Raw genomic sequence first — 26,382 nt, forward strand, 5'->3', positions numbered from 1 at the left:
CCTCCACAAACTGCTCCTACGGTAGGTTTGCTCCGGAATATGCCACGCTCGTTTTGTATTTGTGCAATTCAGTCAATATGGGTATCACGATTTTTACCCATTACTGCATTCCTTAAGTGAAAATGGTCTAAGGTAAAAGAGGTCTGACTACCTCACGCGTTAGGTCAATTTCTTGTTGGAATTGAGTTATGCTTGTTCTTTGTCTTTCCAGAATAGCAAGGCCCCGATGGCGTTGATGATATAGAATATGTATTTTCCAACGTTCGCAAAGTTGCCTTGGGTGAAAGCTTTCAGTAGTTGAACGATATTATAAACCATCCAAAATGGCCATTGTGTATCTAATTTCAAAGCATTGAATAGGTTAGCAATGAGTGAGAAGGCAAATACAATAGTTGTTAGTGTTGATAAGAAAGTCATATGCCCATTAAAGCCGACGTAATTTGCTACACTTGATATGGTAAAAGCGACGATAGTAATGATAGTGCCTATTAGATATTTTTGGGATGCAGTCATCGTGTTAGGAATGCCTTCATGAGAGTCTTTCCATTTTTTGATGGCAAATGTGTAGATGAAAAATGTAATAGGATAGGTAATAATAGCTGCTTTATTTCCTAGTATAAAGTCTATTACGCCGGAGAGAATTGTGTTTATAATACCCAGATAATTTCCCCAGTTGCTTAATTTTCCTGTAAATCGTGTAGATAACATGGAAATGCCAACATTGATGACAGAAATAATGCCGAATGGAACTAACGAAGTCCATGGGCCCCAATCGACATACTTTTCAAGTCGAGTATTAAGATATCCAGCGGAGATAGCGATACTAACAACCAGTATAACACCAATGGCATCAAACCATTTTGAAGTGGCAAACTGTTTTAAATACTGTTGCATGAGAGGATCCTTTCTAAGGAGATATGTTCTTTCAGGAATGTTGTATTGTCAGACGCATTATATGTTTTGGGTAATGTGAAAAGTACTATAGGGTTACATTCTTAAAAGAAAAATAATATAAATTTTACTATATGTTTAATCATATCACAGTTGATAAGGAAATCACAAATCGTATAGCTAGAAAATTTTATAGATCCCATTATTACAGAAGTGTTACCAAAATAAGTAAGTTATAACTTTTACCTATAACCAACTATCTTTTATACATATTATACAAATCCCTACTCCAGGAGTATAGTATAGATATCAGATTGATGTTTATCGATGTACACTATGGAGGTGTTGTATATATGAAATATTCTGTAACTGGATTCCCACGTATTGGGGCGAAACGAGAGTTAAAATTTATTACTGAATCTTATTTCCGTGGTGATGTGAGCCTAGAGGATTTGACGAAGGTTGTGAAAGAGCAACGAGAGGTACAATGGAAAGTGCAACAAGCGGCTGGGGCAGATTTCATTCCATCCAATGACTATTCCTTATACGATGGCGTGCTGGATACAGCGTTCACGTTAAATGCGATTCCAAAACGGTATCTAGACTTAGGATTAGGCGAAGTAGATACATACTTTGCGGCGGCTCGTGGTTACCAAGGTGAGAAGGGTGATGTGAAAGCCTTCTCCATGAAGAAATGGTTCAACACGAACTATCACTACTTGGTGCCAGAAATCGACGATGATGTGAACTTGCAGTTGCGGTCTACAGACTTTCTAGATGGGTATCGTCAGGCGAAGTCATTAGGTATCGAAACGAAACCTGTCTTGGTGGGACCTTTCACATTCTTGCAATTAGCAGATTTTAGAGGTACTAAAGGTATCGACGACGTGGTGAATGATGTCATCACAGCCTATGCGGATATATTCAAGGCAGCCAAAGAGGAAGGCGTGTCCTGGATTCAGCTAGACGAGCCGTACTTGGTGTACGATCTTAGCGAAGCAGACGTGGCATTGTTTGGTCGTATCTATGAAAGCTTGCTCCCACAAAAACAAGGCTTACATGTATTGTTGCAAACCTACTTCGGAGATATCCGCGATGCTTATGAAGTAGTGACAGGGCTTGATTTTGACGGCATTGGCTTGGACTTCATTGAAGGTAAGCAAACAGAATCTTTAGTGAAATCTTATGGATTCCCGCAAGGTAAACTGCTCTTTGCAGGCTTAGTAAATGGTAAAAATATTTGGCGTACTGACTATAAAAAAGTGTTGGCAAAGGTAGATGAATTAAGAGCAGCTGGCATCGATGTGGTGCTTAGTACATCGTGCTCCTTGCTACATGTGCCATATACGGTGGCGAATGAGCCGAAACTTTCACAAGAGGTGTTACAACATTTCTCATTCGCCTATGAAAAACTAGGAGAATTGAAAGAAATCACCGATCTAGCAGAGCTTTCAGAGTATACATCTCACGAAGCATTCCAAGCGAACCAAGCGTTGTTTGCCAAATCTGAACTTCGCACCGATGAAAGGGTGCAACAAGCAGTAGCAGCCTTGGTAGAAGAAGATTTCAACCGTCCACAAAATATCAAAGAACGTCAAGCGGCGCAAAAGGCTGTTTTCCAATTGCCATTGTTGCCGACCACAACGATTGGATCCTTCCCACAAACAAAGGCGGTGAAAGAAAATCGCAAATTGTATCGTCAAGGTGAGATTTCTGAAGCGGAATACCGTGCAAAAGCGAAAGAGTTCATTAAAGACTGTATCAAATTACAAGAAGACATCGGCTTAGATGTGCTGGTGCATGGCGAGTTCGAGCGCAATGACATGGTGGAATTTTTCGGAGAAAACTTGGAAGGATATGTGTTTACGTCTAATGCGTGGGTACAGTCCTACGGCACACGTGGCGTAAAACCGCCAATCGTGTTCGGTGACATCAAACGGAAACAAGCGATCACCACAGATTATAATGCGTATGCTAGCAGCTTGACAGATAAAGAAGTAAAAGGGATGTTGACAGGTCCTGTGACTATCTTGAACTGGTCCTTCCCTCGTGAAGATATTTCCACGAAAGAAATGATGTACCAAATCGGGTTGGCTATCCGTGAAGAAGTACTTGACCTAGAAGCGGCAGGTATTCGTATCATTCAAATCGATGAGGCAGCCCTTCGTGAAAAGTTGCCATTGCGCCGTGCGGACTGGTATAGTGATTACTTAGATTTTGCCATCAAAGCATTCCGTCTATGCCATGCAAAAGTGAAAGTGGAAACGCAAATTCATACGCATATGTGCTATAGCGAGTTTGAAGATATTATCTCTGAAATTGATGCCATGGATGCAGATGTGATTACCTTTGAGGCGTCACGATCTAAATTAACATTGCTAGATGCCTTATTGGAAAATAACTTCCAAACAGAAGTAGGACCTGGCGTATACGATATCCACTCTCCACGAGTACCAAGCGTAGAAGAAATCAAAGACGTAATTCGTTTGATCGTTTCAAAAATCCCAGTAGAACATGTATGGATAAACCCAGATTGCGGATTGAAAACACGTGGCGAAAGAGAAACCGTAGCTAGTTTACAACACATGGTACAAGCAACAAAAGAGATTCGAGCAGAATTAGGATAAAAATAAATCTGTTTCCTTCTTGGGGAATTAGAGTGAATGATAAATCCTATACTGAAAAAACAATGTAACCTAAAACAGAGGAACATCGGTAGTAATGCTGATGTTCCTTTTATTGTTATAGGCACCTTTCTGTGCTAGGGTATTATAGTTGATCGTATATCGTTGATGTGCCGTTAATAGAGCATTACGATTCTTTCAATTGTTTTGTCACAAATGTATTCTACTCTTACATAGTTTCCGATAAAAATTCTGATTTTTCTGTAGAAATATGATAGACTTTTGGTATAGACAAATTGTATCGCTATATTCCTAGTGGATAATAATAGCATGTATAGACGAAGTTTAAGTATTATAGGGTTAAAGATGAAGGGATAAGGAAAGTTACAAAAAAGGGTGATTTAATTGGGAATAAAAATATTTTTATCGCGTGAAAGTTTGAAAAATAGATTAAAAAGTAGAGGGCCTACTTTTAAGGATGATGAATTAAATAAAGTACTAGTAGAGCAAAATTATTATTCTCTATTTAATGGATTTGAAAACTTATTCTTAGATACATTACATCCTAAAACTTATAAAAATATTACTTTAGATGATTTTAAGGCAGTACACTCTTTTGATAAAAGATTTTCTAATGCTATATTTTCAAAGCTAAATAAGGTAGAAGAAAAGTTAAAGACCTCAATTGCATATCATTTTACGAAACGGCATTGTACGATACTTAGTGATACGATGCAATATACAAATAAATCAAACTTTATGGACCCTAGTGATACCAATACATCGAGTGTTACATATTGCCCATATTCACTAAATTATCCCTTTGTTAAGGAACAAAATAAAAAAATATATAGTAAGTTTACTGACTTTAGTCTTTTTAAGCCATATTACTTAACGAATTTGATTGATAGGAATGATCATATCGACATGAAGTTTTATCAATCAAAAAACTATATAGCGCCAGCGAATGTTGCAGTATATAGAGATATTCATAAGATTGATCATAAGGATGTAGAAGTCCCTTTTTGGGTAGCTATAGAAACTTTAACATTTGGAGAGACTATTAGGTTAGTATACTATTTGCAGGATGATGTACTAGAGGATGTTTTAAGTGATTTTAAATTAAAGAAAGGCAAGCGATCAGAGTTCCTGAATATGATGGATTTTTTACTATGCTTAAGAAATAATTGTGCACATGCATCTGTAATTAATCGCTTTACCACACCTACATATTATAAGGTTAATGCTAATATAGTTAGGACATTTTTATTAAATCCTCAAAAACATTATGGGTATAAGGACTCAAAATTGTCATTATTTGATGTACTTAAAATTTTAGGATATTTTGAATCCTTGGTAGAGTTAAAACAATTGATGAAGAAGTTTTTCTATTCTAATCGCCGAAGAATGGGATATCTTGAGGGAAATAAACTGAATCAAAAAATGTTAAAACAAATGGGATGTCCTAATTATGGACAGTGGAAAAAAATCCTATCAGGGAAAATACAGTATACCCTATAAATACTGAGTTGACGGAATATAGTAATTCTGATAGTATAATAGATAATTAGATATGGCTCTTAAGAGCTCTTGGTGATGGAGGCATCACCTACTGAAAGGGGCTGTAACAAAATAGCCCACAAATAAAATAGAGGAAAGTTGATCAAAAAGTATCAACTTTCCTCTATTTTTTATATTTTTAATAGGCAAAAGGGTCCCGAAGGACCCTTTTCAGTGGTATAATGTAATTATGAACAAACCTAATACCAATTCATATAATTATACCAAATTGGCGAGACCTCGCCAACTAGTTTTACCATTGGATTATGGCATTTTGATCAAAGAAACAGCGCCAGTGCGGTTACTCGATGCTGTATTAGAGGAGTTGGATTATACAGAGTTACAGCATTTGTATTCTTCCAAAGGGAGAAAATCTAAGGTTCCACCGCATATTCTGTTTAAAATTTTTATCTATGCTATGTCCGAGGGCGTGTATTCTACACGTGCTATCCAAAAACAATGTGAAGAAAATATCAATTACATGTGGCTACTACAAGGCTATCCTTCACCTAGCCATATGACGTTTCAGCGTTTTTTTGCTCGTTGTTCCTTAGAGGTAATTACGAATTTATTTACACAAGTAATGGAAGCCATTGCAAGAAGAGATACGCTTACTTTCAACGAAGTATTTATAGATGGAACCAAGATAGAGGCCAACGCTAATAAGTATACGTTTGTATGGAAGAAGGCGATTCAAAAAAGATTGGCTACCTTACCATCTAAGTTAGTAGTACTACAACAAGATGTACATACAGAACTAGGGATTGATGCATCACAGATGAATGATGAATTATTGTGCCATATATTAGCGAAAGAAATTGAACTACAACAAATTAATTTTGTGTTTGGTAAGGGCAAGCATAAGACTGCATTACAACGATTATATGAAAGAGCAGAGGCTTTAGTAGACAAACGCAAAGAATATGAAGCGCATTTAGCCATTATGGGCGAGCGAAATAGTTATTCCAAAACAGATCCTGATACCACTTTCATGCGTATGAAAGAAGACCATATGCAAAATGGCCAATTAAAACCAGGCTACAACGTTCAAATAGCTGTTCACTCCGAATATATTATGGGTGTAGGTATATTTCCTAATCCTAACGATACCAATACGTTAATCCCATTTTTGCATCATTTAGAGAGTTTGCACACTTCCAAGTTTAGATATATAGTAGCGGATGCAGGATATGACAGCTACGAAAATCTATTATGGTTAGAAGAAAAAGGATACCTATCTTGTATTAAATCTAAGGATTACGAACGCTCTAAACAACGCAAGTGGAAAACAGATATTAGTAAAGCTCGTAATATGGAATACCTATCCAATGAAGATGCTTTTATTTGTGCTAAAGGTCGAAAGTTGCACTATTCTCACCGTCGTAAGAGTAAAAGTAAAACTGGATTTACTTGGGAAAGTAAGGTATACGTATGTGAATCTTGTAATCGCTGTGGATACAAATCTGAATGCCAACGATATGCAAAGAAAAGCACAAAGAATCCTACTAAGCAAATTTGCGTTACTCCAGGATATGACTCGGTATTGCAACATAACCAGGAACGAATCTTAAGTTCAGAAGGGATTCAATTGCGTACCAATCGCTCTATACAAGTGGAAGGCGCCTTCGGAGTATTAAAACAAGACTTTCAGTTTAGGCGATTACTACACCGTGGTAATGATCATGTGCGAAAGATGTTATACCTATTAGCAATGGGATTTAATATCTCGAAACTACATCATAGAATCCAAGATAACAGGATACATACCTCATTATTCTGCCAAAAAGAAATTGCGTCAGCCTAGAAAGTAATCCATTTACATAGGCTTATTTAAGTGCGCCTAGAAACGGAAAAACTACCAAGGTATCTTGTGATAGCACTATCTCAAGAGCCTTGGTAGTTTCTGCATGTAAAAGGGACTGTAACGCAAATGTAAAAAAGTACATTTTGTTACGGCCCCTTTTGGATTCCACGAGTACCAAGCGTAGAAGAAATCAAAGAAGTCATACGCTTGATCGTTTCAAAAATCCCAGTAAAACATGTATGGATAAACCCAGATTGCGGATTGAAAACACGTGGCGAAACAGAAACCGTTGCTAGCTTACAAAACATGGTACAAGCAACAAAAGAGATTCGAGCAGAATTGGGTGAATAGTAAGACTATAATTCGTCTAGCTTATTAGAGATATTGACAAACTGCAAATACAAAACAGAGGAACATCGGCACCAATACCGATGTTCCTCTTATTGTTATACCTACTATATAGCTTATTTAATCTCCAACCGCTCCATGATACGACGCAACTGTTCTTGTACTTGTTGCATGTCTGTTTGTTGTTGGACGATTTGCTTTTGTTGTTGCTGGACTAATGTAACGAGCTGAGATTTGCTGTATGTCGCATAAGGGTTACTTTCACCGAATTTAAGGCTAAGGCCAGCGTTAAATAAACGTTCGCTACCACCTAGGTTTGTACTGAAAGAAACCATAGTTTTTTCATTTGGTCGATAAAACGCACCTAGAGCTAAGGCGTGAGAACCTTGGTAATGTCCGTAGCCAGCAGCGATGTCCCATTTATCTTCGCTGTTGTAATCTTGTGGATGCAAAGCAGCAAGAGCTGCCGCACTAGCTCCTAGGGAATCGACACGACCACTTAAGCGATTGATAGATGACTCCATACGATTAAAGGCAGCAGGGTTTGCAGCGATAGAAGACAAGTCTACTGTACCAGTTATTGAATGACCCGCTGTATCAGTTACGGTCAAGGACAATGTTTTATCCTGTAGTTGCAAGCCAGTGGTGGAAGTCACCAAGGTATCATTTCCATCTTGACTGTTTGCCGCTACCGCTTTTAGTTGTGCCACATTGACGGCATCCGTATCGTTCGTACCAGCTGCGACGCCAGTGATTTGGCGAGTAAGTTGTTTGTCCGTATCTCCCACAGACACAGCACCTAATGTAGATACCCATGTGTGGTCTGTCAGCTTTGAAGCTTGTTTCGTAGCGGGGTCATAGCCTGCTGCACCTGCGGCTGTGTTGCTCACAGATTGACTACCAATGGCAACACCACCTGCAGTGGTTACATTCGAGTCAAAACCGATAGCAGTCGCTCGTGTCACATTGGTAGTCATGTCCTTGGTAGCGCCACCGATGAGGACACTTTCATTAGCGGCGGTCAAGGTCCGATGATCCCCAAACAAGATGGAGGACGTAGTATCAGTGACTGTGTTCTCCGCACCAATCACAGATAGATGGCTGGCATTGGTTACAGTGTTTTTGTAACCATTTACCATGTTGTATTTGCTGGGCACAGATTTAGTACCTGTTACGGTGTTACCAACCCCGATAATTTGTGTGTGTGAAGTATAATCGGCTGTATTAGCGCCACCGATGGCTAAGGTAGCGCCACCCGCACTTTTCGCAACCCCTTCTTGTAGCGCAGTTTGCATGTCTTTCACAGAAGCATATTTAGTATTATATGCAGAGGCGCTGAAATCGCCGATGGAATTTTCGATGCGGTTTCCAGCTCCCATGGTGATGGCACCATTACTATTTTTCACAGAGTTGGCTGTACCAGTGATCACATTGGCAACGCCAGAAGTAGAAGAACGACTAGACATAGATTCATTGGAGTTCAATGATCCCACCACAGTGGCGAAGGCATTTTTTGTCGCATTCGACAGGGTATCAAAGAATCCATTGGCATTGAACGGACTAGACTGCACATTATAGCTTCCCAAGGTAGTAGCAAAACCTCCACCTGTATAGGAGTTCGTGCCTACCGTAGTAGAGGCTACACCAAACTGTTTAAGCTTGCTCGCCGAACTATCCCCTATGGCAATGTCATTCTTTTCTAGCGTGTGGTCACCCACTTCAATAGAACCCGTACGAGCATAGGTATTAGCTCCAACGGCTATACCGGCGGGTAGATTTTTTAAAATTTCTACTTCATTTTTAATATCTCGGCCACTGAAAGTTTCTCCAAAGGATAAGATCCCTTCTTGCTTGCCACCGCCCATCATGACCGTTGCTTTCGGGCCTACCGTAATATTGGTACTAGTATTGGCAGCCATGGCATCATATAGGACACCCGTCGCGTCATGCAATTCGATATCTTTTGGTAAACCTGCTTGGGCTCGGCTCCACGGAAACAATAGCATAGTCGATGCGAATAGGGCAGCAGTGGAAGCTGCCAAGGTACAGTGTTTGCGGATTGGTTGTGTGTTAGTAGATACTTCTTTCATCATATCTCTCCCGTTTCTTTTTCTTACTGACTTACGATGGACACAGAAAACGTTGGATATACGCACCCCCTTTTGCGAATATCTGATGATGAGTTAGCGTACCATGGACAAGCATGCGTACATGTATATATGTATAGTATATCACATAAGAGGGAGGCTATAGAAGTTGTTAGCTTTAACTATGAAAGTGTGAAAAATGTAACAATCTGATTGCGTATTGTTATAGTATTTTGCTATAATGAGAAAGCACATCTATAGAATCTAGAATGATTACAAAGTAGTGAATCTGTGCTTTAGGCAATGCACTTGTAGTGCCTAAATTTGATATAATTGCAACACATTTTAAATACAAAAGAAAGTCGATTTTTTTCAATTTGTAAAAAATACTAATTGGGTATATAATCGTAATTATGAGACATCGTTTTTTTGAGAATGGAATGATGTCAATTTTGCGTTTTAAATGAAATCGTTTTTTATCAAATGAGAGCAAACAGCTTAGGAGGTTATAAGGTATGCAGTGTATGTAGTGAATGTTTATCTATGGGATTACGTAGGATGGTGAAAGAAAACATAATAGTATACATAAGCATTCAATAGTAGGCTGACGAGAGAGATAGGAAGTGTGTGTTGCTCTGGTCGTAGTAGGACTTTCAAAGGTGAAAGCGTGTAGTAGCATAGAGTGCAGAATATATGGAACGTAGTTAGTAGTATGTATAGGAGTCAAAACACAATGAATAAGATATTTAAAGTTATCTGGAGCAAGTCTAAACAATGTTATATTGTTGTATCAGAAGTGGCGAAAAATCATTCGGGGAAAAAGAAAATTGTAGTAGCTAGCATCTTGGCGGCTATGGCTGTGGGGTCGGAGATGGCTAGTTTTGTTTATGCAGGTGGTTTAGATGGTGGCAATGCAGCGAGCCCAGGGTCAATTGCAATTGGAAGTAATAGTTTTGCAAAAGGTACAGCATATCCTGGTGTGAATACCATAGATCCTAGTATATCGCTTGGAGCTAATGCAGTAGCGGAAGGCAACTCTTCTTTAGCCGTGGGCTTAAATTCGAAAACGAGGAAGTCTTATGCAGTAGCAATCGGTCGTAGTACCGAGGCAACAGGTGATTATGGTATTGGTATTGGCTATAATGTGCGTGCAGACTTGCATGGTGTTGCTATTGGTGAACAGGCTAGAGCATTGAAGGAAGGCGCCACTACGCTAGGTGTTAGTTCTCGCGGCTATGGTCAAGGTGCCATTGCAGTAGGTTGGCAAGCCTTAGCAGGTGCTGATGTGTATACAGCTGGTAGACCGGGAGATAATATTAATAACGATAACGCAAGTACTATTAATAGTTATGGACAATGGGGTGATATGGCTGTTGGCTTGCGAGCTATGGCTACAGGCGGAAATGCTACAGCCCTAGGTCGTAGTGCTAATGCAACAGCAGCGAATGCTATTGCTATTGGTGGCGGTGATGGAAAGGCTTCTAATGATAACGTAGAAAATACAATAGCTAGTGGGCAAAAAGCCGCAGCTATTGGCTATAATGCCACTGCATCAAGTACAAGTGCGACTGCCTTAGGTACCAAGGCATCTGCCTCTGCAGAAAATGCAGTAGCTATTGGGACTAAAGCTAATGCAAGTGGAGCTAATGCAACTTCAATTGGTACAGATGCACAAGCCAGTAAAGTTAGATCCACAGCGATTGGTTATGAAGTTAGAGCGACCGGAAATAATGCGGTAGCTATTGGCTCTAGTGACAAGGCTGATAGAAAAGTAGTGGCTGCAGGGGAAAGCGCCATTGCTGTTGGTACAAAAGCACAAGCTAATAATGATAGTTCTACAGCGATTGGTAAAGAGGCGCTAGCAGGGAATACAAATGCCATTGCACTTGGTACATCCGCAGAAGGTAAAGGAGATGCATCTACTGCCATTGGTAAAAGCGCTCAAGCCACAAAAGCTAAATCCATTGCAGTAGGTAATGAAGCAGAAGCAGCAGAGGCTAGTGCTACCGCTATCGGTGATGGAGCCAATGCAGAGAAAGCCAATGCTGTTGCCATTGGTAAAGGAGCTATTTCAGGTGGCACAAGTGGTATTGCTATGGGTAATGATGCGCAAGCACAAGCAGCAGATACTATTGCAGTAGGTACTACTTCCCGTGCGTCGAATGCTAATGATAGTGCACTTGGTAATGCAGCCAACGCAACTGGTGGTGGATCGACAGCAATTGGTTATACAGTGAATGCAAGTGGGAATCAGTCTTTCGGTGCTGGTTCTAACACCGCAGTATCCGGATCAGCAGCAGTCGGTATTGGTTATAAAGTAACTGCTTCTGGCGATCACGCCATCAGTATTGGTAATAACAATGGTGATAACACAACGAGTGCGACAGCATCCTATACCGTTGCCATCGGTTCTGGAACAACAGCTGGTGGTAGTGGAGCAGTTGCGATCGGTAAAAATGTTCAAAATACAAAAGACTATACAACGGCTATCGGTTTAAATCTAACTGCTAGTGAATCTGCTACAGCCAGCGTGTTATTAGGCTATAACTCCACAACACAGGGCAACCAATCTGTAAACATCGGCTCTACGAATACGACAGAAAAAGCAGCACAATACTCCACAGCCATTGGTTATAAAGCCAAAGTAGGAGGCAAAAATGCCATTGCTATTGGTTCTAACCCAGATACGGGGGATGAGTTAATTGCTTCTGCTACAAACTCTGTAGCCATTGGTACTTCTGCACAGGCAAAAGCGGAAGGCGCTACTGCTATGGGCAAAGGGGCAAAAGCTACGGCTTCTAATTCTTTAGCACTTGGTTCAGCTGCTAATTCCTCTGCTGATAGTGCGGTGGCGATGGGCTCATCAGCTAGTGCATCTGCTCAAAAAACGGTAGCCCTTGGTTTATCTGCAACGGCCTCCTCTGAAAAAGCTGTGGCTCTTGGTAATAGTGCTGCTGCCTCTGCTAACTCTGCTATTGCATTAGGTGATTCTGCACAAGCTAAAGCAAACCATAGCGTGGCTATTGGTACGAGTGCGAAAGTATTAGGCGGACAAGGTAGCGTAGCTATTGGCTGGGGAACAGAGATTGGGGAGAATGAAGTAACACTTTCCAACAAAGTACCAGACGCACAAAAAACATATGCCTATTTATTAGATAAATCATCGGAAGATGCGGCTAATGATGCTGGTAATGGCATTGTGGCAATTGGTAAAAAACGATCTTCTGGTGATGGAGAAACTATCGCCCGTCGTTTGACAGGTTTAGCAGGTGGTGTGAGTGATTATGATGCGGTAAACTTGAAACAGGTGAAAGCATTAGAATCCAATGAGCGCCATATCAAAGCCCAAAAGGGAACTACTGCCTATACACCAGATGCTAATGGTAAAATCACTCTAAATTACGTAAATGGTAAAGGAGAAGATGTTACTGGTGAAACAGCTGAAATTACGGATGTAGCGAAAAAATCCGATGAATGGACATTGCGTACACAAGATGGAACTACTACGGCAGTGGCTACACCGCAAACTGTGAATGGTTTGACGAAAAAAGCTGTTACTTTAAAAGCAGGCGATAACATTGCCATCGAAAATGCTAATGGTACGGTTACCATTAAGGCTAAGAATGTAGTAACATCGATTACTAGTGGAAATAGTACAGCATTGACGGTGAATCCAAGTAACGGTGCTGTGACCATTACCCCTAATATTGCAAGCTCTGTAGGAGCCACTGGTGAAGATGGTAAACTAGTTACTTCTGGCAAAGTGAAAGCAGCGCTTGATGATAAAATTGATAAAACTGCAGAGATGCATATCAAAACTGGTGAGTATACAGTTGGTACTGATGGTAAAGCATCGTTGATTCAACAAAATGGTAATAACCAAGACCAAAGCACTCGTGTAGTAATTAAGGACATTGCGCAAAAATCTGTAGTAGATGGTATCAATACAACAGTGAATACCCATACGACACAGATCTCCAATCTTACTACTGAGGTAGGAGGAAAAGTTAGCCAATCTGATTTTGATACTTTCAAAGGCAAAGCAATTACTTTCACAGGCGATGATAATGCTGGCGTAGCTCGTGCATTAGATACGACGTTGACAGTGAAAGGCGGCGCTAATTACACATCTACCACAGCGAATACGAACATTCGCGTCGAAAAAGATGGTTCTAATGGAGCCAATGGATTACTTGTTAAATTATCTGACAAGCTATCTGGTATGAAAGAAATCGCTGGTGATGGCAAAACTGATTTAGTCATCAAAAATGGTACTAACACAGTGACGATCACACCGGGTAAAACTGGCGACAACGGTACTGTTAACTTTGGTAATGCAAAAGTTGTAGCATCTAATTTAGAAGCGGATATTGCCTATAAAGCGGGTACTGAGACAGCGAAGAATAAGGTTAAATTAGCAGATGGATTTAATTTCGTAGCAGGTACTGGCACAGTAGCACCTAAAAATTTACCAGCAGGTACGGGAAGCACAACAGCGGCGACAGATGGAGTAGCCATTAAAAAAGGTATCGCTATTTCTACAGCAGCAAATGGGGTAGTTAATATCGGTTTAGACAGTGATACACGTGGTGCTATTGATAATGCTGCGAACAAGGATTTGAGCAATCTAAACACAGCTGGTACTAATAAAGTCTCTGAATTAGCGAAAGCAGCTGCTAAAGAAGCCGTAAAAGTAGCCCCTGGTATTAATACAACAGTGGATACAGATACAACCACAACAGCAGGTACAACAATTTACAAAGTGAATGCAAATGATACAACAGTGGCAGTTACAGGAGATGCCCTTGCCATTACTGGTGGAGATCTAGGTACAGACAAAGTACGTAAGTATTCCTTAGACTTATCCGATGCCACAAAAGGTAAATTAACTGCTATAAGTGGTTTGGCTACTGTTATCGGTGGCACAACAATTGCTGCAAATGGAACTGTAACAGGACCAACTTTCAGTATTACCAAAGCAGACGGTACTAGTGAAAATGCAACTACCTTGAAAGATGCTATCGATAAGTTAAATGCGACTAATGCGGGGCAAAATACAAAAATCTCTGAAACTGCTGGGAAAGTAACAACCTTAGAAGGCAAAGTAACAGATTTAGGAACAACAGTTACTAATAATTATAATGACTTGTCTAAAAAAATTACTGATGCTGGAATAGCAGCTACAGCAGCAGCCACAACAAAAGGGCTAAACTTTACTGGTGACGATACAACAGACAATGGTAAAGTACACCGTGATTTAGGAGAAACTTTAACCATCAAAGGGAGAGAAAATTTCACTCGTGGAGCTAATGAGAACAATATTAAAGTTGTGAAAAATGATAAAGCTCTTGATGTGAAATTGGCAGAAAACCTTGGTAATATCAAAGAAATCGCAGGGGATGGTACACATGACTTAGTCATCAAAAATGGTGATACTACGGTTACAGTAAAAGCTCCTAAAGATGGAGAAAAAGGTAGCATTGACTTCGGAAATACGAAATTAGTAGCTTCTAACTTAGATGCGTCTATTAAATATCGTGCAAACGATGAAGCAGTAGGAAATGCGCAATCTGTTAAATTAGCAGATGGCTTTAATTACGTAGCAAGTAACGATGCAACCACAACTGCAGACGGCCCTAAATCTGGTTTAGCGATTACAGCAGAGGATAATGGTAAAGTTACATTCGGCTTAGATAAAGATACTCGTAGTAAAGTAGACAATGCAGCAGATAAGAACTTAAGTAATTTATCTGATGCTGGCAAAGACAAAGTAAAAGAATTAGCGAAAGATGCGGCGAAAACAGCTGTAAAAGTAGCCCCTGGTATTAATACAACAGTGGATACAGATACAACAACTACAGCAGGTACAACAATTTACAAAGTGAATGCAAATGACACAACAGTAGCAGTTACAGGAGATGCCCTTTCTATTACTGGTGGTGATCTAGGTACAGATAAAGTTCGTAAGTATTCCTTAGATTTATCCGATGCCACAAAAGGTAAATTAACAGCTGTAAGTGGTTTGGCTACTGTTATCGGTGGCACAACAATTGCTGCAAATGGAACTGTGGCAGGACCAACTTTCAATATTACAAAAGCAGATGGTACTAGTGAAAATGCAACTACCTTGAAAGATGCTATCGATAAGTTAAATGCAACTAATGAAGGTCAAAATTCAAAAATCTCTGATACTGCTGGTAAAGTAACAACCTTAGAAGGCAAAGTAACAGATTTAGGAACAACAGTTACTAATAATTATAATGATTTGTCTAAAAAAATTACTGATGCTGGAACAGCAGCTACAACAAAAGGGTTGAATTTCACTGGCGACGATACAACAGACAATGGTAAAGTACACCGTGATTTAGGAGAAACTTTAACCATCAAAGGGGGAGAAAATTTCACTCGTGGAGCTAATGGGAACAATATTAAAGTTGTGAAAAATGATAAAGCTCTTGATGTGAAATTGGCTGAAAACCTTGGTAATATCAAAGAAATCGCAGGGGATGGTACACATGACTTAGTAATCAAAAATGGCGATACTAAGGTTACAGTAAAAGCTCCTAAAGATGGAGAAAAAGGTAGCATTGACTTCGGAAATACGAAATTAGTAGCTTCTAATTTAGATGCATCTATCAAATACCGTGCCAATGATGAAGCAGTAGGAAATGCTAAATCCGTTAAATTAGCTGATGGCTTTAATTATGTAGCAAGTAACGATGCAACGACTACGGCAGACGGCCCTAAATCCGGTTTAGCGATCAAAGCAGAGGATAATGGGAAGGTTACATTTGGCTTAGACAAAGCTACACGTACCACTCTTGATAATGCAGCAAGTAAAGAGTATGTAGAAAATGCACTAACTAACCTAAATAGCGCAATTACAGGCAATGCAAATCTAAACTTTGCAGGTAATGTAACAAAAGACGAACAAGATAAAGCTGCGGATAAAATAGGTTTAGCATTAGCAACTGGCACATTACATGTCAAAGGAGATAATACAAATATTGTTACCACAGCAAAAGGTGACACAATTACTGTTGAATTGGCACAAGCTGTGAAAGACCAATTAGCCAAAGTTGGCGATACAGCCTCTAACGGCCGTGATGGCAAAGATGGCGTATCTGGATCGAAAGGCTTAACGGGTGCAGATGGTTTAAACAATGCCACATTAAATGATAAAGTAAATGCTTTACGGAATGGTGAAGCTGGCTCTGTTGTATACACTAACGAAGCTGGAGACCGTGTGGTAAAAGCAAAAGATGGCAAATACTACAAAGCTGATGAAGTAAAAGCAGATGGTACTGTAAAAGCTGCGGATGAAAATAATAACAAAGAACCGCAAGCAGTAGACAACCCACAAGCACGTGTGGTAAATGGTAATGGAGATACAAAAGCTCCTACTACTTTATCTAATATTGCAGATGGCAAAGTAGCAGCTAACTCCAAAGAAGCTGTGAACGGTGGTCAATTACACAATGTGAAATCTGACCTTGCGACAGCACTTGGCGGTGACTCCAAAGTGAACACTGACGGATCCTTTACAGGTCCTACGTACAACATCACAAAAGATGATGGTACTAATGGGACTGAACCTGTTAAAAATGTAGGTGATGCGATTTCTAAATTAGATACTCGTATCAACAATGCAAACTCCACGTTATCTACAAAAGGCTTAGACTTCTACGGTAACAAGGATACAGCTGACACAGATAAAGTACACCGTAACCTTGGTGAAACTTTAAAAGTGAAAGGTGCTGAGAACTTTAAACGTGAAGCAACAGCTACAAACAACATTGATGTAGTGAAAAATACTGCAGGTGATGGTTTCGATGTGAAGCTAGCAGAAAACCTTGCGAACATGAAAGAAATCGCCGGGGATGGTAAAACTGATCTAGTCATCAAAAATGGTGACTCTAAAATTGTAGTATCTCCTGGTAAAGAAAAAGAGGGTGAAAAACCAGCTGTTCCAGGAAGTGTAAACTTCGGTGATACAACGTTAGTGGCTAAGAATATCGAAGCAGATATTACATACCGTGCGAATAATGCTGAAGACACAGCTGCAAACACAGTAAAACTGAAAAAAGGTTTGAACTTTGTAGCAGGAACTGGCACAGTAGCGCCAAAAAATTTAGAAGCAGGTACGGCAAGTCCAACAGCAACTACAGATTCTGTGGTGACTAAAAAAGGTATCGCTATTTCCACAGCAGAAAATGGCGTGGTAAACATTGGTTTAGACAGTGACACACGTGGTGCTATCGACAATGCTGCAAGTAAAGATTATGTAGCTACAGAACTTGCTAATCTAAATAGCACAATTACAGGCAATGCAAATCTAAACTTTGCAGGTAATGTAACAAAAGACGCACAAGATCAAGATACAGAAAAAGTAGGATTGCCATTAGCAACAAAAACATTACATATCAAAGGTGATGCTACAGATATTACAACAACTGCAAAAGGTGACGCTGTTACAATCGGTTTAACAGATGCTACAAAAGGCAAATTAGCAGCGGTAGGTAACTTAGCAACTGTCATCGGTGGTACAACGATTGCTACAGATGGAACTGTGACAGGACCAACTTTCAATATTACAAAGGCAACTGGTGGTACTGATCCTGCGAATACTTTAAAAGATGCTATAGAAAAATTGGATGCAGCCAACCAAGGTCAAAATACAGCGATTACGAATCTAGGTACTAGAATTACCAATTTAGTAGACGGTGGTATGACGTTTATCGGTGATGATGCGACGACAGATAAAGTAGCTCGTAAATTGGGAGAAACTTTAAACATCCATGGCCAAAACAATATCACGGTGAAAAAAGATGGTACCGATGCGACTACATTGAATGTAAAATTAGCTAGTGATTTGAAAAATATCACGTCCATCACTAATGCTGATGCAGATGGAAAACCAGGTAGCAAAATTATCTTAGGTGCAGATGGTGTATCTATTGCTAATACAGCAACAGGTGCAGATGGAGCAGCTGGTGAAACTAAAACTGTAACTATCGGCAAAGATGGCATCAATGCTGGGGGCATGAAAGTCACTAATGTAGCGAAAGCAAAAGAGAATGGCGATGCAACAAATAAAGAATATGTAGATAATGCTATCAATAATGCTATCAATAATTCCAATACCAATGTTGGAAATAAAGGCTTAGACTTCTACGGTAATAACGACACTGCTGACACAGATAAAGTACACCGTAACTTGGGTGAAACTTTAAAAGTGAAAGGTGCAGAAAACTTTGCTCGTGCTGAAGGCGCTAAGAATAACATTGATGTAGTGAAAAACGCTGCCGGTGATGGATTCGATGTGAAATTGGCAGAAAATCTTGGCAATATGAAAGGTATATCTGGTAATGGCTCAGATAGTTTAGTTATTAAAAACGGTGATGCAACGATTACATTGAAACCTGCTACACCAGCTGTAACTAACCCTACGACAGGTGATGTAACAACACCAGCTAAACCAGCTACAGTAGACTTCGGTGACAGCAATGTGGTAGCAAAAAACTTAGATGCGTCTATTACATACCGTGCGAATAGTGCTGAAGATACAACTGCAAATACAGTAAAACTGAAAAAAGGTTTGAACTTTGTAGCAGGTACTGGTACAGTAGCGCCAAAAATTCTAGAAGCAGGTACTGCAAGTCCAACAGGAACTACAGATTCTGTGGTGACTAAAAAAGGTATCGCTATTTCCACGGATGTTGATGGCGTAGTTAATATCGGTTTAGATAGTGACACACGTGGTGCTATCGACAATGCGGCGAACAAGGACTTAAGCAACTTGACACAAGCTGGTAAAGACCAAGTAAGTGCATTAGCTAAAACAGCTGCGAAAGAAGTGGTAAAAGTAGCACCTGGTATCAACACAACAGTGGATACGGATACAACGACTACAGAAGGTACAACGATCTACAAAGTGAATGCAATTGACACAACAGTAGCAGTAGGTAGTGATGCATTAACGATCAATAATGCAACTCCAGATACTAATAAAGTGCGTGCATACTCAGTAGATTTATCCGATGCTACAAAAGGCAAATTAGCAGCGGTAGGTAACTTAGCAACTGTCATTGGTGGCACAATGATTGCTACAGATGGTACAGTAACAGGACCAACTTTCAATATTACAAAAGCAACTGGCGGTACTGATACTGCAAATACTTTAAAAGATGCTATCGAAAAACTGGATGCAGCCAACCAAGGTCAAAATACAGCGATTACGAATCTAGGTACTAGAATTACCAATTTAGTAGACGGTGGTATGACATTTATCGGTGATGATGCAACAGCAGATAAAGTAGCTCGTAAATTAGGAGAAGCTTTAAACATTCATGGTCAAAACAACATCACTGTGAAAAAAGATGGTACCGATGCGACTACATTGAACGTAAAACTAGCTAGTGATTTGAAAAGTATCACATCCATCACAAATGCTGATGCAGATAATAAACCAGGTAGCAAAATTACCTTAGGCGCAGATGGTGTATCCATTGCTAATACAGCAGCAGGTGCAGATGGCGCAGCTGGGGACACAAAAACTGTAACTATTAGCAAAGATGGTATCAATGCTGGTGGTATGAAAGTCACTAATGTAGCGAAAGCAACAGAGAATGGCGATGCAGCGAATAAAGAATATGTAGATAATGAGATTACTAAGCTACAAACAACAGTTATTAATAATGCAAATCTAAACTTTGCTGGTAATGTGACGAAAGACGGACAAGATAAAGCGGTAGATAAAGTAGGCTTATCCTTAGCAACGGGTACATTGCATGTCAACGGCGATAATACAAACATTGTAACGACAGCAAAAGGCGATACCATTACTGTGGAATTAGCGCAAGCTGTGAAAGACCAATTAGCTAAAGTAGGCGATACAGCATCTAACGGCCGTGATGGTAAAGATGGCGTATCTGGAGCGAAAGGCTTAACGGGTGCAGATGGTTTAAACAATGCCACATTAAATGACAAAGTAAACGCTTTACGGAATGGTGAAGCTGGCTCTGTTGTATACACTAACGAAGCTGGAGACCGTGTGGTAAAAGCAAAAGATGGCAAATACTACAAAGCTGATGAAGTAAAAGCAGATGGTACTGTAAAAGCTGCGGATGAAAATAATGGTAAAGCACCAGAAGGAATTGAGAACCCACAAGCACGTGTAGTGAACGGCAATGGAGATACAAAAACAGCAACTAGCTTATCTAACATTGCAGATGGCAAAGTAGCAGCTAACTCCAAAGAAGCTGTGAACGGTGGTCAATTACACACAGTGAAATCTGACCTAGCCACAGCACTTGGCGGTGATTCCAAAGTGAACACTGACGGATCCTTTACAGGTCCTACGTACAACATCACAAAAGATGATGGTACTAATGGGACTGAACCTGTTAAAAATGTAGGTGATGCGATTTCTAAATTAGATACTCGTATCAACAATGCAAACTCCACGTTATCTACAAAAGGCTTGGACTTCTACGGTAATAAAGACGCTGCTGACACAGATAAAGTACACCGTAACTTGGGTGAAACTTTAAAAGTGAAAGGTGCTGAGAACTTCAAACGTGAAGCAACGGCTACAAACAACATCGATGTAGTGAAAAACGCTGCCGGTGATGGCTTCGATGTGAAATTGGCAGAAAACCTTGCGAACATCAAAGAAATCGCTGGTGATGGTAAAACTGATTTGGTGATCAAAAATGGCGATACTACGGTTACTGTAAAAGCACCTAAAGATGGAAACAAAGGTAGTATCGATTTCGGAGATACGAAACTAGTAGCTTCTAACTTAGATGCATCTATTACATATCGTGCGAATAGTGTACCAGATACAGAAGCAAAATCTGTAAAACTGCAAAAAGGATTAAATTTTGTAGCAAGCGACGTAGCAACTACAACTGAAGATGGTCCTAAATCTGGTTTAGCGATTACAGCAGAAGATGATGGTAAAGTTACATTTGGCTTAGATAAAGATACTCGTAGTAAAGTAGACAATGCAGCCGATAAAAACTTGAGCAATTTATCTGATGCTGGTAATAATAAAATTACTAACTTAGCAAAAGCAGCTGCGAAAGAAGTAGTTAAAGTGGCACCTGGTATCAATACAACGGTGGATACAGATGTAACTACAACGGAAGGTGTAACGACTTACAAAGTCAATGCAAATGATACAAAAGTAGCTATTACAGGTGATGGATTGGCTATTTCTGGTGGTGACTTAGGTACTACAGATCGAGTTCGTACGTATACATTAGACTTATCTGATGCTACGAAAGGAAAATTAGCAGCGGTAGGTAACTTAGCAACTGTCATTGGTGGCACAACGATTGCAGAAAATGGTACTGTAACAGGACCAACTTTCAATATTACAAAAGCAACTGGCGGTACTGATACTGCAAATACTTTAAAAGATGCTATCGAAAAACTGGATGCAGCTAATCAAGGTCAAAATACAGCAATTATGAATTTAGGTACAAGAATTACCAATTTAGTAGATGGTGGTATGACGTTTATCGGCGATGATGCGACAGCGGATAAAGTAAACCGTAAATTGGGGGAAACTTTAAACATCCATGGTCAAAATAACATCACTGTGAAAAAAGATGGTACCGATGCGACTACATTAAATGTAAAATTAGCAAGTGATTTAAAAAATATCACATCTATCACAAATGCTGATGCAGATGGAAAACCAGGTAGCAAAATCACTATTGGTGCAGATGGAGTAACGATTACGAATACGCAAGCTCCAGCAGCAGGTGCGACAACTGGTGATACAAAAACGGTAACGATCGGCAAAGATGGTATCAATGCTGGTGGCATGAACATCACGAATGTAGCAGAAGCTAAAAATGATGGCGATGCGACGAATAAACAATACGTAGATAACGCTATCAATAAGTTAGGTGAAACTTTAACAAATAACGCGACATTGAACTTTGCTGGTAATGTGACAAAAGATGCACAGGATCAAGCTACAGAAAAAGTAGGCTTATCCTTAGCAAAGGGTACATTGCATGTCAATGGCGATAATACAAACATTGTTACTACAGCAAAAGGTGATACGATTACTGTTGAATTAGCGAAAGCTGTGAAAGACCAATTAGCCAAAGTTGGCGATACAGCCTCTAATGGCCGTGATGGCAAAGATGGCGTATCTGGATCGAAAGGCTTAACGGGTGCAGATGGTTTAAACAATGCCACATTAAACGATAAAGTAAACGCTTTACGTAATGGCGAAGCTGGTTCTGTGGTGTACACTAACGAAGCTGGAGACCGAGTTGTAAAAGCTAAGGATGGTAAGTACTATAAAGCTGACGAAGTAAAAGCTGACGGTACTGTAAAAACTGCAGCGGAAAACAATAACAAAGAACCGCAAGCAGTAGACAACCCACAAGCACGTGTGGTGAATGGCAATGGAGATACAAAAACAGCAACTACCTTATCTAACATTGCAGATGGCAAAGTAGCAGCCAACTCTAAAGAAGCTGTGAACGGTGGTCAATTACACACTGTGAAATCTGACCTAGCCACAGCACTTGGCGGTGATTCCAAAGTGAACAGTGACGGTTCTTTCACAGGTCCTACGTACAACATCACAAAAGATGATGGTACTAATGGGACTGAACCTGTTAAAAATGTAGGCGATGCGATTTCTAAATTAGATACTCGTATCAACAATGCAAACTCCACGTTATCTACAAAAGGCTTGGACTTCTACGGTAATAAAGACGCTGCTGACACAGATAAAGTACACCGTAACCTTGGTGAAACTTTAAAAGTGAAAGGTGCTGAGAACTTTACACGTACTGGTACGAATAACATTGATGTGGTGAAAAATACCGCCGGTGATGGATTCGATGTGAAATTAGCCGAAAACCTTGCGAACATCAAAGAAATCGCTGGTGATGGTAAAACTGATTTAGTCATCAAAAATGGCGATGCATCGATTACGTTGAAACCAGCAAAACCAGCTGTAAACGATCCTGCTACTGGAGATGAAACGACTCCAGCTAAACCAGCTACCGTAGACTTCGGTGATAGCAATGTAGTAGCGAAAAACTTAGATGCATCCATTACATATCGTGCCAATAATGATACGGACGGGAATGCAAAATCTGTGAAATTGAAACAAGGTTTGAACTTTGTAGCAGGTACAGGCACAGTAGTGCCAAAACATCTAGAAGCAGGTACAGTGAGCCCAACAGCAACTACAGATTCTGTGGTGACTAAAAAAGGTATTGCTATTTCCACAGACGTTGATGGTGTGGTCAATATCGGTTTAGACAATGATACTCGTAGCGCTATCGACAACGCAGCGAACCAAGACTTGAGTAACTTGACTACAGCAGGTAAAAAAGCAATTACCGATGCAGCACAAGGGGCTGTTAAGGTAGCGGCTGGCAACAATGTAACGATTGGTACAGAAACGAAAGATAATGTCACAACGTATACCGTGAATGGTCGAGATACGACTGTGAAAGCAGCTACAGGTGGCAGGGTATCTGTAACAGGTGGCGATCTAAATGCTAAAGGCGAACGTGAATATGCTGTAGATTTGACGGATGCAGCAAAAGCGGAAATCAATAGAATCTCAGGTATTGATACTCGTTTAACGACAGCGGAAGGAAATATCACGACGTTACAAGGGGATATGACAAAAGCTAAAGCAGATATCGTTACGAACGCAGGAAATATTGCAAAAAATGCAGGAGATATTGCAACTAACGCAGGCAATATCAAAACAAATGCAACCAATATTGCTAAAAATGCAGGAGATATCGCAACCAATGCCGGTAATATCAAAACAAATGCAACTAATATTGCAACTAACGCAGGTAATATCGCTACAAACACTAAGAATATTGCAACTAATGCTGGCAACATAGCTACTAATACAAAAAATATAGCTACGAATGCAGGTAACATTGCAACTAACACATCCAATATTGCGAATAATACTACTAACATCAGCAAGAATGCTCAAGCCATTCAAGCATTACAAGGCAATTCAGCGACAAAAGATTTGAGTAACTTGACCAATGCAGGTAAAGATGTAGTAACAGGTTTAGTCAATGTAGTAGGTACCAATGGTATTACTGTCACACCGGAAGCAGATGCAACATCACGAGTGAAAACTTTCACAGCGAAACTGGACGATAAAGTGACCTTCGGTCAAGGTAACAAACAAATCACTGTGGATGGCACAACAGGCACTATTACGGCACCAAATGCTACGATCAATGTAGTGAATACGAACACAGTTCAAGTTGGTGATGCTAATACAACAAATACGGCGGTAACCCCTGAAGGTGTCACTGTAACGACAAAACAACCAGATGGTACGGTAACATCCACTGTGATGATTAAAGATGGTACAGTGTCTGGCTTGACGAATACGAAATGGGATCCAACAAAAGTAACTGAGGCGGATCGTGGTAAAGCGGCTACACAAGGCCAAATGAAAGATGTATCTGATACATTACAAAAAGGTCGTGTATTTGCAGCTGATACTGGTGTATCGTCTACTACAGTGGCATTAGGAGATACATTAGCGATTAAAGGTGAAGCTAAGGGTGCATTAACAGATCACAATATTGGTGTAGAATTAACGGCAGCTAACGGCAAAACACCAGCTACCATGACAGTACGCTTGGCAAAAAATGTACAAATGAAAGACGGTTCTACGTCCTACAATTACTACTTGCCTGAGGTAATCACAAAACCTGATGGTACGAAGGACATCGCTAAGAACGCAGATGGAACTGTGAAATACCAAACAGATAAAGAAGGTAATCCGATTTCCATTGTCACTACCACTGTGAATGGAGAAGGTATAAGGATTGCTCCAGTGAAAGGCTTGAACAAACCATCCGTTAGCTTAACGGCAGATGGATTGGATAATGGTGGCAATGCGATTCATCATGTAGGACCGGGCACAGCAGCAGATGATGCGGCGACCCTTGGTCAAGTGGTGGCAGCAGCCAGCGCGGTGAGCCGTCAGGTGAACCAAACTGGGGCTCATGCAGCAGCACTAGCAGCGATGAATCCATTGAGCTATGATCCTCTTAAAAAATCCCAAGTCATGGCTGGATACGGCGCTTATAAAGGTAATAGTGCATTGGCACTCGGCGTGGCTCACTATGCTAACGAAGATACTCTATTCAACGTAGGGGTCAGCGTAGGCAATGGTGAAAACATGGTGAATGCAGGCATGACGTACCGATTTGGCGGCGAAGACAGCATGATCCCAGAACGTTACAAAGGCGGTCCAATTTCTTCTGTGTATGTAATGCAAGATGAAATTACAGCTTTGAAAGCAGAAAGTGCTAGAAAAGATGTAGAAAATGCTAAACAAGTTGCAGAGAATGAGGAAATGAAAGCACAAATTAAAATGCTTATCGAACGTGTAACAATGCTGGAAGCAAAAAAATAATACACCATACATGAGGTGAATGCCTTAGGGTATGACAAAAATGGACACTCAGTCGAAAGGCTGGGTGTCTTTTGTATGTGCTATATACAATCGATGAAAAGATAGATTTGAACATCTTTTGAAATAATCTTATCTTTCTTCATCTTACCTTCATGAAGATAGTGCATAATAGCTACATCGAAAAATATGAATAGATAATACTGCATAAATTTAACAAAACGTGCTATTCAAGTGAGTGAGGTTTAATTATAACTAAGTTGCATAAACCTTTGATAATTACCACATTGAAAACACATATATAACAGGTATAATTTAAGTGTATAAAATGTAGTAGGAATTATATAGTTGATTATAAAATGCACGAATGAGCGTTTGGTGGCGTTATCAAAGCGTGTAACTTATGATAAAATTAGGGGGGGGTAAATACTTCTTCCCTATATTTATTGTAAAAAGTGCATAAATTAATCAAAATAATAAGTATTGGTACTTTTCGATGTATTAGGTATAATACACAGGTTAATATGTGTGATTATGTAATAGGCCTATAAAGCTATATATAAGTGAAACACATGAAAAAACATTAAGTATGTAAATAACTAGCTAACAATGTATATTAGC

Annotated in this window: 7 protein-coding genes; 5 read left to right on the top strand and 2 right to left on the bottom strand. The window is 39.9% G+C overall.

Annotation, left to right across the window (positions count from 1 at the left end):
- Positions 1–186 precede the first annotated feature (186 nt).
- Positions 187–894: a nicotinamide mononucleotide transporter gene (locus EO122_RS03300; protein WP_127009356.1), complete on the bottom strand. Its 708-nt coding sequence runs from the start codon at positions 892–894 to the stop codon at positions 187–189.
- Between the two features lie 314 nt (positions 895–1,208).
- Between EO122_RS03300 and metE the strand changes: the two genes are divergently transcribed.
- From metE to EO122_RS03320, 4 genes are all read left to right on the top strand, one after another.
- Positions 1,209–3,518, top strand: a complete 2,310-nt coding sequence (gene metE, locus EO122_RS03305) for a 5-methyltetrahydropteroyltriglutamate--homocysteine S-methyltransferase (RefSeq protein WP_240632639.1) — start codon at positions 1,209–1,211, stop codon at positions 3,516–3,518.
- Between the two features lie 435 nt (positions 3,519–3,953).
- Complete coding sequence (locus EO122_RS03310; protein WP_240632640.1) at positions 3,954–5,036, top strand: Abi family protein; 1,083 nt, start codon at positions 3,954–3,956, stop codon at positions 5,034–5,036.
- 229 nt (positions 5,037–5,265) lie between these two features.
- The gene (locus EO122_RS03315; protein ID WP_127009359.1) at positions 5,266–6,879 is read left to right on the top strand and encodes an IS1182 family transposase; all 1,614 of its coding nucleotides are present in this window, start codon (positions 5,266–5,268) and stop codon (positions 6,877–6,879) included.
- 162 nt (positions 6,880–7,041) lie between these two features.
- Positions 7,042–7,230: a hypothetical protein gene (locus EO122_RS03320; RefSeq protein WP_127009360.1), complete on the top strand. Its 189-nt coding sequence runs from the start codon at positions 7,042–7,044 to the stop codon at positions 7,228–7,230.
- A 113-nt stretch (positions 7,231–7,343) separates the two neighbouring features.
- On the opposite strand, the gene EO122_RS08410 is transcribed toward EO122_RS03320, so the two are convergent.
- A complete protein-coding gene (locus EO122_RS08410) occupies positions 7,344–9,320 on the bottom strand; it encodes a YadA-like family protein (RefSeq protein ID WP_127009361.1) in 1,977 nt (658 codons plus the stop codon).
- A gap of 727 nt (positions 9,321–10,047) precedes the next feature.
- Between EO122_RS08410 and EO122_RS03330 the strand changes: the two genes are divergently transcribed.
- Positions 10,048–25,764 carry a YadA-like family protein gene (locus EO122_RS03330; protein WP_164725948.1) on the top strand — a complete coding sequence of 5,239 codons (15,717 nt, stop codon included), beginning with the start codon at positions 10,048–10,050 and terminating at the stop codon, positions 25,762–25,764.
- Positions 25,765–26,382: the final 618 nt, after the last annotated feature.

This window comes from Veillonella sp. CHU110 (genome assembly GCF_003992255.1).
In the GTDB taxonomy this organism is placed as follows: domain Bacteria; phylum Bacillota; class Negativicutes; order Veillonellales; family Veillonellaceae; genus F0422.